Annotated in this window: 14 protein-coding genes; 10 read left to right on the top strand and 4 right to left on the bottom strand. The window is 56.4% G+C overall.

The window, feature by feature from the left end; genetic code table 11:
* Positions 1–87 precede the first annotated feature (87 nt).
* From MID00_RS11020 to hemL, 3 genes are read left to right on the top strand one after another with little or no spacing between them, the layout of a single operon-like run.
* Entirely contained in the window at positions 88–897 is an 810-nt protein-coding gene (locus tag MID00_RS11020; RefSeq protein ID WP_031233047.1) for a bifunctional hydroxymethylpyrimidine kinase/phosphomethylpyrimidine kinase, read from the top strand.
* Positions 890–1,576 carry a thiamine phosphate synthase gene (thiE, locus tag MID00_RS11015; RefSeq protein WP_254498821.1) on the top strand — a complete coding sequence of 229 codons (687 nt, stop codon included), beginning with the start codon at positions 890–892 and terminating at the stop codon, positions 1,574–1,576. Before MID00_RS11020 ends, thiE begins: the two co-directional genes overlap by 8 nt.
* Before the next feature lie 44 nt (positions 1,577–1,620).
* Entirely contained in the window at positions 1,621–2,904 is a 1,284-nt protein-coding gene (gene hemL / locus MID00_RS11010; RefSeq protein WP_022983602.1) for a glutamate-1-semialdehyde 2,1-aminomutase, read from the top strand.
* A gap of 55 nt (positions 2,905–2,959) precedes the next feature.
* On the opposite strand, the gene MID00_RS11005 is transcribed toward hemL, so the two are convergent.
* Positions 2,960–4,609, bottom strand: a complete 1,650-nt coding sequence (locus MID00_RS11005; protein WP_009460576.1) for an AMP-binding protein — start codon at positions 4,607–4,609, stop codon at positions 2,960–2,962.
* Positions 4,610–5,342: 733 nt separating this feature from the next.
* On the opposite strand from MID00_RS11005, the gene MID00_RS11000 reads away from it, so the two are divergent.
* Together MID00_RS11000 and argJ are read left to right on the top strand one after the other, a co-directional pair.
* Positions 5,343–5,873, top strand: a complete 531-nt coding sequence (locus MID00_RS11000) for a MarR family winged helix-turn-helix transcriptional regulator (RefSeq protein WP_009460574.1) — start codon at positions 5,343–5,345, stop codon at positions 5,871–5,873.
* Positions 5,874–5,967: 94 nt separating this feature from the next.
* The gene (argJ, locus tag MID00_RS10995) at positions 5,968–7,194 is read left to right on the top strand and encodes a bifunctional glutamate N-acetyltransferase/amino-acid acetyltransferase ArgJ (RefSeq protein ID WP_009460572.1); all 1,227 of its coding nucleotides are present in this window, start codon (positions 5,968–5,970) and stop codon (positions 7,192–7,194) included.
* 74 nt (positions 7,195–7,268) lie between these two features.
* Here the strand turns inward: argJ and MID00_RS10990 are convergent, their stop codons facing one another.
* Both MID00_RS10990 and MID00_RS10985 read right to left on the bottom strand, forming a co-directional pair.
* A complete protein-coding gene (locus MID00_RS10990) occupies positions 7,269–7,430 on the bottom strand; it encodes a DUF1328 domain-containing protein (RefSeq protein ID WP_009460570.1) in 162 nt (53 codons plus the stop codon).
* Between the two features lie 105 nt (positions 7,431–7,535).
* Positions 7,536–7,739, bottom strand: a complete 204-nt coding sequence (locus tag MID00_RS10985) for a CsbD family protein (protein WP_009460568.1) — start codon at positions 7,737–7,739, stop codon at positions 7,536–7,538.
* Positions 7,740–8,134: 395 nt separating this feature from the next.
* Here MID00_RS10985 and rplU point away from each other — a divergent pair, with 395 nt between their 5' ends.
* From rplU to MID00_RS10960, 5 genes are all read left to right on the top strand, one after another.
* Positions 8,135–8,446, top strand: coding sequence for a 50S ribosomal protein L21 (gene rplU, locus MID00_RS10980; RefSeq protein WP_003801901.1), 312 nt, complete (start codon positions 8,135–8,137; stop codon positions 8,444–8,446).
* A gap of 50 nt (positions 8,447–8,496) precedes the next feature.
* Positions 8,497–8,757 carry a 50S ribosomal protein L27 gene (gene rpmA / locus MID00_RS10975; protein ID WP_009460566.1) on the top strand — a complete coding sequence of 87 codons (261 nt, stop codon included), beginning with the start codon at positions 8,497–8,499 and terminating at the stop codon, positions 8,755–8,757.
* A gap of 286 nt (positions 8,758–9,043) precedes the next feature.
* A complete protein-coding gene (obgE, locus tag MID00_RS10970) occupies positions 9,044–10,132 on the top strand; it encodes a GTPase ObgE (RefSeq protein ID WP_009460564.1) in 1,089 nt (362 codons plus the stop codon).
* 133 nt (positions 10,133–10,265) lie between these two features.
* Positions 10,266–11,423: a glutamate 5-kinase gene (proB, locus tag MID00_RS10965; RefSeq protein WP_026484420.1), complete on the top strand. Its 1,158-nt coding sequence runs from the start codon at positions 10,266–10,268 to the stop codon at positions 11,421–11,423.
* A 129-nt stretch (positions 11,424–11,552) separates the two neighbouring features.
* Complete coding sequence (locus MID00_RS10960; RefSeq protein WP_009460560.1) at positions 11,553–12,806, top strand: D-amino acid dehydrogenase; 1,254 nt, start codon at positions 11,553–11,555, stop codon at positions 12,804–12,806.
* A gap of 86 nt (positions 12,807–12,892) precedes the next feature.
* On the opposite strand, the gene MID00_RS10955 is transcribed toward MID00_RS10960, so the two are convergent.
* Positions 12,893–13,654, bottom strand: coding sequence for a helix-turn-helix domain-containing protein (locus MID00_RS10955; protein ID WP_009460558.1), 762 nt, complete (start codon positions 13,652–13,654; stop codon positions 12,893–12,895).
* Between the last annotated feature and the right edge of the window lie 5 nt (positions 13,655–13,659).

The raw sequence follows: 13,659 nt of genomic DNA, 5'->3' as shown, positions 1-13,659 counted from the left end.
ATCCATTAAAATGGGGTTCATATTACTAAATTACTCAACCCGTGACATCCAGAGCCTTGCCGGCCCTGCATGGGTAACCAAGACAAGATGGCTGCTGAAATCAAAAATTCAAGTCCTGCTCTGGCGCTCGTGCTGGCTCCTTATGATCCCAGCGGCGGTGCCCACCTGCCCGCCGATGCCATCACTGGCGCTCATCTGGGCTGCCATATCGTCAGCGTGCCCACCGCCTTGCTGGTGCGCGATAGCGCGCAGCAAGAAAACATTCAGACCCTGGCAGAGGACATTGCCGACGACCAGGCGCGCTGCTTGCTGGAGGACATGAACATTCAGGCCATCAAGTGCGGTCCTGTCTACAGTCCTGAAATCGCCAGCATGGTGGCCGAGCTTTGCTCCGACTACCCTGAACTGCCCTTGGTCCTGCACCTGAGCGCCATGCCCACCGGCCTGGACGAACTGGATGCGGACGATGCTCTTGATGCCAGTTTACGCCTGCTCCTGCCCCTGAGCTCCTTATTATTGATCGACCACCCCAGCCTGGAGCGCTGGCAGGCCGACGAGCTGCTGGGCGACACCCCCGATGCCGTGGAAACCTTGTTGAACAACGGAGCCAATGCCGTACTGGTCACCGGCGTCCCCGGTGCTGCCGGACAATGGCACACGCGTTTTCAGGGACATCACGGTCGTCTGGACTACAGCATGCCGCTGGATGGCGGCCTGCGTCAGCAGGACATAGACAGTTTGCTGGCTACCGCCTGCCTGAGCTTTCTGGCTCAAGGCCACGAGCTGGATAACGCGGTAGAATCAGCCTTGTTGCACCTGCAGGCACGTGCCAGTGACACCTTCCAGCCCGGTATGGGCCACCGCCTGTTCAACCCTGTTGCTCCCCAAAATGACTGACACCACCACCCTGCGCTTTCCTGCCGGTCTATACGGCATTACTCCCGAATGGGACGACACCGCCCGCTTGTTGAACGCAGTGCGTGCCGCTCACGAAGGGGGTTTGCAGGTCTTGCAGTTCCGTCGCAAGAACGGCCCGGAACCAATCCGCCAGCAACAACTCAAAGAGTTGATCAAGCTGTGCCTGTCTTTGGATCTGCCGCTATTGGTGAACGATCACTGGAGCTGGGCGCAAGAGTTTGATGTGCAAGGCGCGCACCTGGGTAAAAGCGATGGCGAGTTGACCCAGGCCCGTCAGGCACTGGGGCCGCAAGCCCTGCTGGGACGCTCCTGCTATAACAGTCTGGATCTGGCTCGCCAGGCCCTGACAGACGATGCAGACTACATTGCCTTTGGGGCCATGTACCCTTCCAGCGTCAAACCCGAAGCCCCCCCGGCTGAACTGAACACCTTGCGACAAGCTCGACTACTTTGCCAAGAACAAGAACACGAGGGACGGCGTGCTGCCATTGTTGCGATTGGCGGCATCACACCCGAGAAAATGCCCGAACTGCTGGAAGCAGGGGTCGATAGCGTTGCCGTTATCAGCAGCCTGTTTGAAACCAGCGATATACGCGCCACGGCGCAACGCTTTACCGACTACTTTCACGCCCAGGACTCATCGCGCTTTGTGCGCTGATCCCTTGCCTGGCCTTGACCTTTTCACATCTGGATTCTTGCCTCATGTCCCGTAACTCCGAACTTTTTGAACGTGCCTGCAAAGTCATCCCCGGCGGCGTCAACTCGCCCGTCCGTGCCTTCGGTTCCGTGGGCGGCACCCCGTGCTTTATCGAACGCGCTCAGGGCCCTTACATCTGGGATGCAGACGGCCAGCAATACACGGACTACGTGGGTTCCTGGGGACCGGCCATTCTGGGCCACTCCGATCCGGACGTTATCAAGGCCGTACAGGAAGCCGCCGTACACGGCCTGTCCTACGGCGCGCCTACCGAAGGCGAAGTCGTGCTGGCTGAAACCCTGACCAAGATGCTGCCGTCCATCGAGCAAGTGCGTCTGGTCAGCTCCGGCACCGAAGCCACCATGAGCGCCATTCGTCTGGCCCGTGGCTTTACCGGCCGCAACACCATCATCAAGTTTGAAGGCTGTTACCACGGCCACGCTGACAGTCTGCTGGTCAAAGCCGGTTCCGGCTTGCTGACCTTTGGCAACCCCACCTCTGCAGGCGTGCCAGCCGAATTTGTCGGCCACACCCTGGTGCTGGACTACAACGATCTGGACGCCGTGCGCGATGCTTTCAAACAGAAAGGCAGCGAAATCGCCTGCATTATCGTTGAGCCTTTTGCCGGCAACATGAACCTGGTGCGCCCAGCCCCCGGCTTCCTGGAAGGCTTGCGCGAACTGTGCACCGAATACGGTGCCGTACTGATTTTTGACGAAGTCATGACCGGCTTCCGTGTTGGCCCTCAAGGCGTGCAAGGCCTGACCGGCATTCGTCCTGACCTGACCACCCTGGCCAAGGTGATTGGTGGCGGCATGCCCGTCGGTGCTTTCGGTGGCCGTCGCGACATCATGCAATGCGTCGCTCCCGTCGGTGGTGTTTACCAGGCAGGCACCCTGTCCGGTAACCCTGTTGCTGTGGCCGCGGGTCTGGCAACCTTGAAGAAACTGGCTCAACCCGGTTTCTACGACACCCTGACAGCCAACACCGCCAAGCTGATCCAGGGCTTGAAGGCCGCTGCAAAAGAAGCAGACGTACCTTTTACGGCAGACCACCAGGGCGGCTTGTTCGGTATCTACTTCAGCGAAACCGTGCCCACCTCCCTGGCCCAAGTGTCGGCTGGCGACATCGAGCGCTTCAAGCAGTTCTTCCACGCCATGCTGGACAAGGGTGTGTACTTCGCACCCTCGGCCTTTGAAGCAGGTTTTGTTTCGGTGCAGCACACCCCGGACATTACCGACGCCACTGTGCAAGCGGCACGCGAAGTTTTTGCCACCTTCAAAAACTAAAAGCGCCGGACAAAAAAAGCGGGCTATATGCCCGCTTTTTTTATGCTCTGAACAATCAGTCTTGCGCCATCTGCCGCAAGACAAAGCGCTGCAACTTCCCTGTCTCGGTACGAGGCAGCGAAGTCACGAACTCAATGGCGCGTGGATACTTGTACGGCGCTGCGTTCTCTTTCACAAAATCCTGCAGCTTCTTTTTCAGCTCATCGTTTCCGGTAAAGCCAGGCTTGAGCACAATGAAGGCCTGCACAATCTGGCCCCGTTCTTCATCGGCGGCACCTACAACGCCACACTCGGCCACAGCCTCGTGCTTGAGCAAGGTGCCTTCCACCTCAGGACCGGCAATGTTATAGCCCGAGGAAACAATCATGTCGTCGTTACGAGCCTGGTAATACAGGTAGCCGTCCTCGTCCATCTTGAAGGTGTCGCCAGGGAAGTTCCAACCGCCCTGAACAAACTGCTTCTGACGCTCGTCGTTCAGGTACTTGCAGCCTGTTGGCCCCTTTACGGCCAAACGGCCTACCGTACCGACTGGCACCGGATTCAGATCATCGTCCAGAATCGTGGCGACATAACCGGGCACCACTTGGCCAATGGCACCAGCACGCACTTTTTCAGGTGGGCTGGACACGTACACGTGAATCATTTCCGTGCCACCAATGCCATCTGTCATCTCGATGCCGCTGGCCTGCTTCCAAAGCTGACGCGTCGCATCTGGCAAGGCTTCGCCTGCCGACACGGTGGCACGCAAGCTGGCCAAGGAGTAACGATCCACCAAACCAGCCATCTGACGATAGAAGGTGGGTGCGGTAAAGCTCATGGTCACTTTGAAGCGATCAATCATGCCCAGCAGATCGGAAGGCGTCAGACGCTCCAGCAGGACAGTGGATGCACCCACACGCAGCGGGAAGCACAGCAGACCGCCCAGGCCGAAGGTAAAGGCCAAAGGAGGCGTACCGCAGACCACATCATCCGGGGTCAAACGCAGTACGTGACGCGAGAAGGTATCGCACATTGCCAGCACATCACGATGGAAGTGCATGCAACCTTTGGGCTGGCCGGTCGTGCCGCTGGTGAAAGCGATCAGACAAACATCGTCAGCCGCCGTATCGCAAGCGGTGAACTCTTCGGGCTTGTCAGCCAACAAGGCTTCCAGACCCTTGGCGCTTTCATCGTTAAAGCACAACAGTTGCTTCAGAGCAGGCGTGTAGGAATCATGCGTGGAGTCCATGCAGTGTTCCAGCTCTTCACGCAGGCGCTCGTCACACAAGGCAGCATGAATCTCGGCCTTGTCCAGAATCGTCTTCAGTTCCACCGCCCGCAACAAAGGCATGGTGGGAACCGTGACCAGACCGGCCTTGATGCTGGCCAACCAGCAGGCGGCCATCATGGGGTTATTGGGACCACGCAGCAAAACCCGGTTGCCGGGCACCAGCTTCATGTCCTCAACCAGAACATGAGCAATACGGTTGGTCAGCACGTCCAGCTGCTTGTAGGTCAGGCTGCGATTCTCATCGCCCTGTGCCCACTGCAAAGCCACGCGATCACCATGCCCCGCTGCTACCTGCTCTCCCAACAGCGCCACGGCACAATTGAGACGAGCGGGATAGTCCACATCCGGATTGCCTTCCAGCAACATCTCTGGCCACCACTCCATGGGTGGCAGATTGTCGCGTGCAAAGGTATCAAGGTGCGCTGAACGTTCCATCCTTATCTCCTGCGTAGATTACGCCCCACTCAGGCGTAGACCTTGGTCCATCAAAGGCGCCAGCCAAATTGGCAAGGTCTATATTGTTTAGTTCTAAAGGATATTAGCAAAAAAAATGCTCCAGTATCAGCAATCCCGACTACGGGTTATCCGCAGTAGCGCATCATCCTCCGCTGTTTCAAGGGGTATCCTAGACTGATCCCGGCTCCTCTGAGGCCCTTGCCCGCGCAACGCAAAATTCAATAATGAATTTCAGGATATAAGAAATAAATCGATCTTCTGCATGCATTTTTTTCAATTAAGAAAAATTACGGCAGGCATTATTTTTGAAACAAAAAAAAGTATCAGAAAAAGCAGAAAAGTGATTAAGCGAACAGGCGATACAGAGGCAAATGCCTTATACTTCAAATAAATAATCACTTGAATTTAGCCAGCTTATCGTGTCGGATCAAAGTTAGAGTGCCGTCCGAAGATTATTCAAAGCCGTGGCCCTAAAAGTAAATAGCAGACAAGAGTTTGCATTTCCTTACCCAATGCTTTGCCTGCTTTGCCGGTGCTTTCTATCAAGTTGATTAATTTAAGCTTAAAAACGAATTTACTTTGATCTGTCGCAATGTCAAACTTCGAACCAGCCCCTAAGATACCCACCAAGCTAACCCAGCTTGCTCATGGCTGCGGTCTGCGTCCTTCAAAGCTAAACATTTTGGACATGCACCATTAAGGCAAGCTATCTATGATCATGAACGATATCCCCGCTTCCGCCGTCGCCGATGCCGCTCCCGACTTGGAAAGCCGTGCCCATAGCGACGACCACTTCGACACCCGCCTGTGGCTGCGCTTGATGGCCTGCACCAATCTGGTTGAAGGCGAAATTCGCAGTCGCCTGCGTACCGAGCACACGACCACACTGCCTCGTTTTGACCTGATGGCTCAATTGCAGCGTCAGCCCGCTGGCATGAAAATGAGCGAGCTGTCCCGTCACCTGATGGTCACCAACGGCAATATCACGGGCATTACCGATCAGCTGGAAAAAGAAGGTTTGGTCGAACGCATCAAGGTGCTCACCGATCGTCGCAGCTCCCTGATCCGCCTGACACCCAAGGGCAAGCGCCAATTCAAGAAAATGGCTGCCTCCCACGAACAGTGGCTACAGGAGATGTTTGCCAACCTGTCGGAAAAAGCACGCGTCAACCTGTTTGAAGCCCTGGGCGAACTCAAGCTGATCACTCGCAACAACGTGGCCATGGCTGCTCGCGAAAGCTAAGCGCTCCGGCGCGACCAAAGATATGCTCAGGCGGCTCAAAGCAAGTATCATTACTGCTTTGAGCCGCCTTTAACATTGTTTTTCGGATCGCGTCATGGCCGTCAATCTGTTCATCCCCTCTGAATCTGATATTCACCCTGTTGCCGGTGTCAAAATCGGTATTGCCGAAGCCGGTATTCGCAAGGCCAACCGACGCGACCTGACCGTGTTTGAATTGGCCCCCGGTACCAGCGTGGCCGGTGTATTCACCACCAACCGTTTCCGTGCTGCTCCAGTACAAGTGTGCGAAGCGCACTTGGCTACGCACGATGGCATCCGCGCCCTGGTCATCAATACCGGCAATGCCAACGCTGGCACAGGTCAGGCTGGTTTGGAAAAAGCACAGCAAACCTGCACGGAAACCGCGCGCCTGCTGAACATCCTGCCTCAGCAAGTGCTGCCCTTTTCCACCGGCGTCATTCTGGAGCCTCTGCCCATGGATCGCCTGCTGGGCGCTCTGCCTGCGGCGGTGAACGATCTGGCCGACAACAACTGGTTCAATGCTGCTCACAGCATCATGACCACCGATACGCAACCCAAAATCGTGTCTCGCCAGATCCAGTTGTCGGGTAAAACCATCACACTGACCGGCATCAGCAAGGGCGCGGGCATGATTCGCCCCAATATGGCCACCATGCTGGGTTACCTGGCTACGGACGCCGGTATTGCTCCCGAACTGCTGCGCGATATGTGTCGTCAGGCGGCAGACCGCTCTTTCAACCGCATTACGGTTGATGGCGACACCTCCACCAACGACTCCTTCATCATCATGGCAACCGGCCAAAGCGGTGTCACGGTAGAGTCGATTGCAGACCCGAACTACAACACCTTGCTGGATGCCCTGGTCGACGCCTCGCGCGAACTGGCCCAGAAAATCGTGCGTGACGCCGAAGGCGCCACCAAGTTCATGACCATTCAGGTTGATGACGCCGGCTCCAGCGAAGAAGCTCTGAAAGTGGCTTACGCCATCGCTCACTCACCTCTGGTGAAAACAGCCTTCTTTGCCTCCGACCCGAACCTGGGCCGTATTCTGTGCGCCATTGGCTACGCCGGCATTAGCGATCTGGACGTGAGCAAATTGCGTCTGTGGCTAGGTGATGTGCTGGTAGCCGTGGACGGTGGCCGCAACCCCGACTACCAGGAAGAAGATGGCCAGCGCGTCATGCAGGAAGCCGAAATTCTGGTACGTGTTTCTCTGGGCCGTGGCCAACACAGCGAAACGGTTTACACCTGCGACTTCTCGCACGAGTACGTCACTATCAACGCGGACTACCGCTCCTGATAAAAAAACCGTCTCTACCCAATCGGTGGAGACGGTTTTGACATACAGACAAGCCCGCCACTGGCGGGCTTGTTCTATTTCTTGCCCATGCCCTTGACCAGCGAGAGCACCGCCAGAATCAGGAACACGACAAACAGGATCTTGGCAATCGAAGCAGCACCAGCGGCAATGCCACCAAAACCCAGCACAGCAGCCACGATAGCTACAATAAAAAAGATTACGGCGTAGTAAAGCATACGATTCTCCTCATCATCAGTACGTACAGGGACAGCACCTTGTCTGACGGACCATCTCAACGACAGCTCATGAAATACCTACAGACAAAAAAAGGTTCCCACCCGCTAACGGTCGTACTTGTCGTAGAAGTCTTTAACCTCGCGCTCCGCCTCTTCGCGGGTACGGCCATAGCGCTCTTGCACCAGACCGGCCAATTGCGTGGCATCCCCTTTCACCTTGGCCCACTCATCATCCGTAATTTCGCCCCAGACGCTGCGGGCTTTACCAGCCAGTTGTTTCCATTTGCCTTCGATCGTGTCCTTATTCATACGCTTCCCCTTAGTAGGTCCGAAAAATAAATGACTTACGCTTCTGTGAACGCAACAGCTCTACCGTAGCGGAAGGCGAGCCACTCAAAGGCCACAGATTGAGGAGAAATGTAACAAATTAGCGATATGCCCTGTTCTGGACGAGGCAGGTCCCCTCACACGTCCTTTACGCCCCCAAGACAAGGGGCCTACCCTGCCTACCCAGTGAAAAACGAAAGGATTGGATGCAAAATACAGACAGGAGAAGGCCCAAGCCATTGACAGCAAAGCCTTTTTGTCCTATTATTTTTTGCTTGGCATTTTGCGTGTCAAGATTTTTTTATGTTAGATGGCATTACAGCGGGCTGTTATTGGCCTTTTACGCGATGCCTGTTTGACTCTTTAAGGGATTCCCTATGTACGCGGTTATAAAAACCGGCGGTAAGCAATATCGCATTACTGCTGGCCAAAAACTCAAAATAGAACAGATACCGGCAGACATTGGGCAAGAAATTTCGCTTGACCAGGTTCTGTCCGTCGGCGAAGGTGAAGCACTGCAAATCGGTGCTCCTTTCGTTGCTGGCGCTGTGGTCAAGGCTACTGTTCTTGCGCAAGGCCGTCACGACAAAATCAAGATTTTCAAAATGCGCCGTCGCAAGCACTACCGCAAAACGCAAGGCCATCGTCAAAACTACACCGAAATCCGCATCGAAGCGATCAACGCCTAAGTTGTTGCTAAAAGCGAATTTGGTATTTTCTTCATCTAGGAGCTAAAGAAATGGCACAGAAGAAAGGCGGCGGCTCTACGCGGAACGGCCGTGACTCACAGGCCAAACGTCTGGGCGTTAAAGTCTACGGCGGTCAGGTAATTTCGGCTGGCGGCATCATTGTTCGTCAGCGCGGCACTCAGTTTCACCCCGGCGTGAACGTGGGCATTGGTAAAGACCACACACTGTTCTCCCTGGTCGATGGCAAAGTTAAATTTTCCATCACTGGTGCTCTGAACAAGCGTACCGTTTCGGTCGTTGCTGGCGAATAAGCCACCCGATCAAAGCGTACTCGCTGCGAAAAAGCCCTGCCGCCCTAGGCAGGGCTTTTTTTATGCATGGCCAACCTGCCATCGCCCAAACCCGCCCACCCGGCTTAGCCAGTCTCCCTACGGCCACAGCAAGAGATAAAAAATCGGCCACTATCACGGCACATACCGGCAGATAAGCCAATCTCCTATACACTAAGCAATTGGGGTTTTTGTTTAAAATGGTCTGCTCCCAGACCAGCAGCCCATACGGTTCTGCGGCCCCTGGACCTATACAGCACTCATCACCATGAAATTCGTAGACGAAGCGACCATTGAAGTGGTCGCAGGCAAAGGTGGAAACGGCGCTGCCAGTTTCCGCCGAGAAAAATTTATTGAAAAAGGTGGCCCCAATGGCGGCGACGGTGGACGCGGTGGCAGCATTTATGCCGAGGCCGACCGTAACGTCAACACCTTGATCGACTACCGCTACGCCCGCCTGCACCGCGCTCGCAACGGCGAAAACGGCCGTGGGTCCGACCAATATGGCGCGGGTGGCGAGGACATCACCCTGCGTGTGCCCGTTGGCACCATGATTTTTGACGCAGAAACCGGCGAGCAGCTGTTTGACATGAAGCGTCATGGCGAAAAAATAACCCTGGCCCAAGGCGGCGCCGGTGGTTTGGGTAACCTGCACTTCAAATCCAGTGTGAACCGTGCCCCGCGTCAATTTACCTACGGCAAGGAAGGCGAGCATCGCAAGCTGCGTCTGGAACTGAAGGTGCTGGCTGATGTCGGTCTGCTGGGTATGCCCAACGCCGGTAAATCCACGCTGATCACCCGCATTTCCAACGCCAAGCCGCGCATTGCGGATTACCCCTTCACCACCTTGCACCCCAACCTGGGTGTGGTGCGTTCGTCCGAAGCCCACAGCTTTGTAGTGGCCGATATTCCTGGCCTGATCGAGGGCGCTTCCGAAGGTGCCGGCCTGGGACACTTGTTCCTGCGCCACCTGACCCGCACCCGTATCTTGCTGCATCTGCTGGACGTATCCAGCCTGGACCCGGACGAGGATGTTGTAGCCAAAGTGGCTGCAGAGGCCCGTGCCATTGTTGAAGAACTGCGTCTGTACAGCGAAGAGCTGTACGCCAAGCCACGCTGGCTGGTTCTGAACAAGCTGGACATGGTCTCGGACCCGGAAGACCTGAAAGCCCGCCTGCTCAAAGAGCTGAACTGGGAAGGCCCGGTCTTTGGTATCTCCGCCCTGACCGGTGTCGGTACACAGGATCTGGTCTATCAGCTGCAATCCTGGCTGGATGAAGAAAGCCGCAAAGAGCATATCGAGCAAGATATTGCCGACGGCACCCATATTTACGACGAGAGGTTTGCCCCAGACTGATCGTGCTACACAGGTCCAGGATCTAGACTCCAGGACTGAACCCCAAAATGCCCGGAAGACGCGGTTAAGCCAACCGCCCTACTCCTGGCATTTTCTCTATTTACACGCCAAGCGATGGATTTCTGAACTCGTCATGCAGCACTCTTCTCATTCTGAATCGGCCGTTGCGCAATCGCGCCGATTGGTTATTAAAGTAGGTTCCTCCCTGGTCACCAACGAGGGCAAAGGGATTGACCTGGATGCCGTAGAGCAATGGGCTACCCAGATTGCTCAACTGCATGCCCAAGGCAAGCAATTGGTGCTGGTTTCCAGCGGTGCCATTGCCGAAGGCATGGCTCGCCTGGGCTGGCCGCGCCGACCGAAGGCCATGAATGAGTTGCAAGCGGCGGCGGCCGTCGGCCAGATGGGCTTGATTCAAGCCTATGAAGTGGCTTTTGCCCGCCATGGTGTGCGCACCGCTCAGATTCTGCTGACCCATGAAGATCTGGCCGACCGCCATCGCTACCTGAATGCACGAGGCACCATCAACACCTTGCTGGACCTGGGTGTAGTCCCCATCGTGAACGAGAACGACACGGTGGTCACGGATGAAATCCGCGTGGGCGACAACGATACATTGGGCGCACTGGTCACCAATCTGATCGAAGCCGAAACCCTGATTATCCTGACCGACCAGGCTGGCCTTTACAGTGCCGACCCGCGCAGCAATCCTGATGCGCAGTTCATCTCGCTGGGACAGGCGGGCGATCCGACGCTGGAAGCCATGGCAGGCGGCTCGGGCAGCAATATCGGCACCGGCGGCATGATCACCAAAATCCTGGCCGCCAAACGCGCTGCGCAAAGCGGTGGCCACACCATTATTGCCTCTGGCCGCGAACAGCAAGTCCTGTCCCGCCTGGCGCAAGGTGAGCGCATCGGCACCGAGCTGCGCGCCACCTTGCCCGTACGCTCGGCCCGCCAACGCTGGCTGGTCGACCAGTTGCGTGTGCGTGGTCGCGTATCGCTGGACGAAGGCGCTGTACGTGCGCTGGTAGACGGTCACAAGAGCCTGCTGCCCGTCGGTGTCACCCATGTAGAAGGCGAATTTGACCGTGGCGATGTCGTTGCCTGCGTGGATAAGCACGGCGTGGAATACGCCCGTGGTCTGATCAACTACTCCTCGGACGACACCCGCCGCATCATGGGCCAACCCAGCCACCTGATCAATGAATTGCTGGGCAGCGAACACGATACAGAGCTGATACACCGTAACAATATGGTGTTCCCACGCAGTGCACCGGATCAGGACTAATCCTTGACCCCTACCCTGCCCGCCTGTTGAAATAGACGGATAAAACGTATCGAATTGCGACAGTGCGCGCGGTTTTTGCGCGCCTGATTGCAACACTTTCCCTTTCGGGCGATGCGCCCAAGGAACCGTATGAAGATCCTCGTGCTAGGTGCTGGCGTAGAAGGCGTAACCAGCGCTTATTATCTTGCCCGCCAAGGACACAGCGTAACGGTCATCGACCGCATGGCTGGGCCCGCTCTGGAAACCAGTTTTGCCAATGCCGGTCAGTTGTCCTTTGGCTATGCCTGCCCTTGGGCTGCGCCGGGTATCCCGCGCAAAGCCATCAAGTGGATGTTCGACGAGCATCCGGCCCTGACGATTCGCCCGGATGGCACGCTGACACAAATCAAGTGGCTACTGGCCATGTGGCGCAACTGCACAGCAGACCGCTACGCCATCAATAAAGAACGCATGGTGCGTCTGGCTGAATACAGCCGCCACTGCATGGCCGAGCTGCGCGCCCAGACCGACATTCAATTCGAGCACCGTGCCCAAGGCACCTTGCAGCTTTTCCGTACGCAAAAGCAGCTGGACGGCATTGCTGCCGACATCGAGGTCCTGAAAGAAGCTGGCGTGCCTTACGAGCTGCTGTCCGCCTCCGAATTGCACACGATTGAGCCGGCTCTGCGCCACGTAGAGCACAAACTAAGCGGTGGCCTGCGCTTCCCGGAAGATGAAACCGGCGACTGCCAGATGTTCACCCGCCGCCTTAGCGAATTGGCCGAGAAGGAAGGCGTGGAATTCCGCTGGAACCAGAACATTCAGCGCATTCACAGCAACGGCACGCAGATCAGCGGCGTCCAAAGCTCCGATGGCCTGTTGACTGCCGATGCCTACGTGGTGGCCTTGGGCTCCTGGTCTACGGGTTTGATGAAAGACCTGCAGGCCATCCCGGTCTACCCGTTGAAGGGCTACTCCATTACCGCCACAATTGCGGATGCCTCGCGTGCGCCTCAGTCCACTTTGCTGGATGAAAGCTACAAGATCGCCCTGACCCGCTTTGATAATCGCATTCGCGTGGGCGGCATGGCCGAGGTCGTCGGCTTTAACAAGCGCCTGAATCCCCGCCGTGAACAGACCTTGCTGATGGTCCTGAATGATCTGTTCCCCGGCAGCTACCAAAGCGATGCAGATCTGCATTTCTGGACCGGCCTGCGTCCCAAGACGCCGGACAGCACCCCAATTGTGGGGCGTAGCCGCTACTCCAATCTGTTCCTGAACACCGGCCACGGTACGCTGGGATGGACCTTGGCTACCGGCAGTGCACAATTGCTGGCTGATCTGATCAGCAACAAGGAGCCTGCCATCCGTGCAGACGACTTGTCGGTGCAGCGCTACTACTAAGCCCTGCCCCCCACAGCATGAACAAAGGCTCTGCCGGTATAACCGACAGGGCCTTTTTCAACTGCCCTGCCCTGATGACATCCTGACTAGGCCAGCAACTGGCAATTAGCAGCGAACATATAGCCCCAGTTATGAATCGAGCGGATAGGCAGAACCGTGCCTCCCTGGTTGAATTTGCGTCTCATACGGCTGACCAGAACGCCCAGGCGGTTGATATGCGAAGCACCGGGTGGATTGCTGATTACATCCGTTTTACTAGCCACAGCCCGCATCAACTCGTAATGACTGGCCCGGCGATCCTCTTCGCGCAGCAAGCGGACGATGAAGGCGCGCTCCGTGCTGGTCAGGCTAAACGAGATCCCGACAGGCGATATCAAGGCCCAGCCCTCCTGATCCAGCACCCACTCCTGGGGCTGAGACGGTTCAGGAATGATGGGCATCTGCATCATGCGCCGCTGCAAGCTGTGCAAACTGGCTGCCAGCAACTCCAAAGACGCATCCCTGGGGCAAAACTGATCTCCGCCGCTATGCAAGGCTTGCAGCATGGCCGAGTCCGTCGCATCAGACTGCATCAGGATTCCAATTTGCGGACACAGCATACGTAAGCGCACGGCCGCCGAGCAGATTTCCGCCAAGGCCCCGCCCAACCAGGCAATACATATCGAACCGGCGTAACGGCCCCGCGTTTGGGCCAACTGCAGCAAAGCCGTCGCATCCGGACAAAAAATAAGACGATAACCACGTTCTGCCAGAGCCTGAATTTGTTGTTCTAGTAAGTTTCGATCAGGGATAGACGTGGCCAGGTACAGAACAACAGGACCGCCAGCAATTTCATTTGCAACCGACATAGTTG

Source organism: Alcaligenes sp. NLF5-7 (assembly GCF_024266725.1).
GTDB lineage: Bacteria > Pseudomonadota > Gammaproteobacteria > Burkholderiales > Burkholderiaceae_B > Alcaligenes > Alcaligenes phenolicus.
The sequence above is the reverse complement of the archived record's forward strand: the minus strand, read 5'-3'. Positions and strand labels throughout refer to the sequence as shown.

What these genes read in the sequence shown, in the direction of transcription:
- obgE (WP_009460564.1), top strand. Translation starts at nt 9,044, where the DNA reads ATGAAATTCGTAGACGAAGCGACCATTGAAGTGGTCGCAGGCAAAGGT.
- MID00_RS10960 (WP_009460560.1), top strand. Translation starts at nt 11,553, where the DNA reads ATGAAGATCCTCGTGCTAGGTGCTGGCGTAGAAGGCGTAACCAGCGCT.
- MID00_RS11005 (WP_009460576.1), bottom strand. Translation starts at nt 4,609, where the DNA reads ATGGAACGTTCAGCGCACCTTGATACCTTTGCACGCGACAATCTGCCA.
- MID00_RS10985 (WP_009460568.1), bottom strand. Translation starts at nt 7,739, where the DNA reads ATGAATAAGGACACGATCGAAGGCAAATGGAAACAACTGGCTGGTAAA.
- proB (WP_026484420.1), top strand. Translation starts at nt 10,266, where the DNA reads ATGCAGCACTCTTCTCATTCTGAATCGGCCGTTGCGCAATCGCGCCGA.
- hemL (WP_022983602.1), top strand. Translation starts at nt 1,621, where the DNA reads ATGTCCCGTAACTCCGAACTTTTTGAACGTGCCTGCAAAGTCATCCCC.
- MID00_RS10955 (WP_009460558.1), bottom strand. Translation starts at nt 13,654, where the DNA reads ATGTCGGTTGCAAATGAAATTGCTGGCGGTCCTGTTGTTCTGTACCTG.
- MID00_RS11000 (WP_009460574.1), top strand. Translation starts at nt 5,343, where the DNA reads ATGATCATGAACGATATCCCCGCTTCCGCCGTCGCCGATGCCGCTCCC.
- MID00_RS10990 (WP_009460570.1), bottom strand. Translation starts at nt 7,430, where the DNA reads ATGCTTTACTACGCCGTAATCTTTTTTATTGTAGCTATCGTGGCTGCT.
- rpmA (WP_009460566.1), top strand. Translation starts at nt 8,497, where the DNA reads ATGGCACAGAAGAAAGGCGGCGGCTCTACGCGGAACGGCCGTGACTCA.
- argJ (WP_009460572.1), top strand. Translation starts at nt 5,968, where the DNA reads ATGGCCGTCAATCTGTTCATCCCCTCTGAATCTGATATTCACCCTGTT.
- MID00_RS11020 (WP_031233047.1), top strand. Translation starts at nt 88, where the DNA reads ATGGCTGCTGAAATCAAAAATTCAAGTCCTGCTCTGGCGCTCGTGCTG.
- rplU (WP_003801901.1), top strand. Translation starts at nt 8,135, where the DNA reads ATGTACGCGGTTATAAAAACCGGCGGTAAGCAATATCGCATTACTGCT.
- thiE (WP_254498821.1), top strand. Translation starts at nt 890, where the DNA reads ATGACTGACACCACCACCCTGCGCTTTCCTGCCGGTCTATACGGCATT.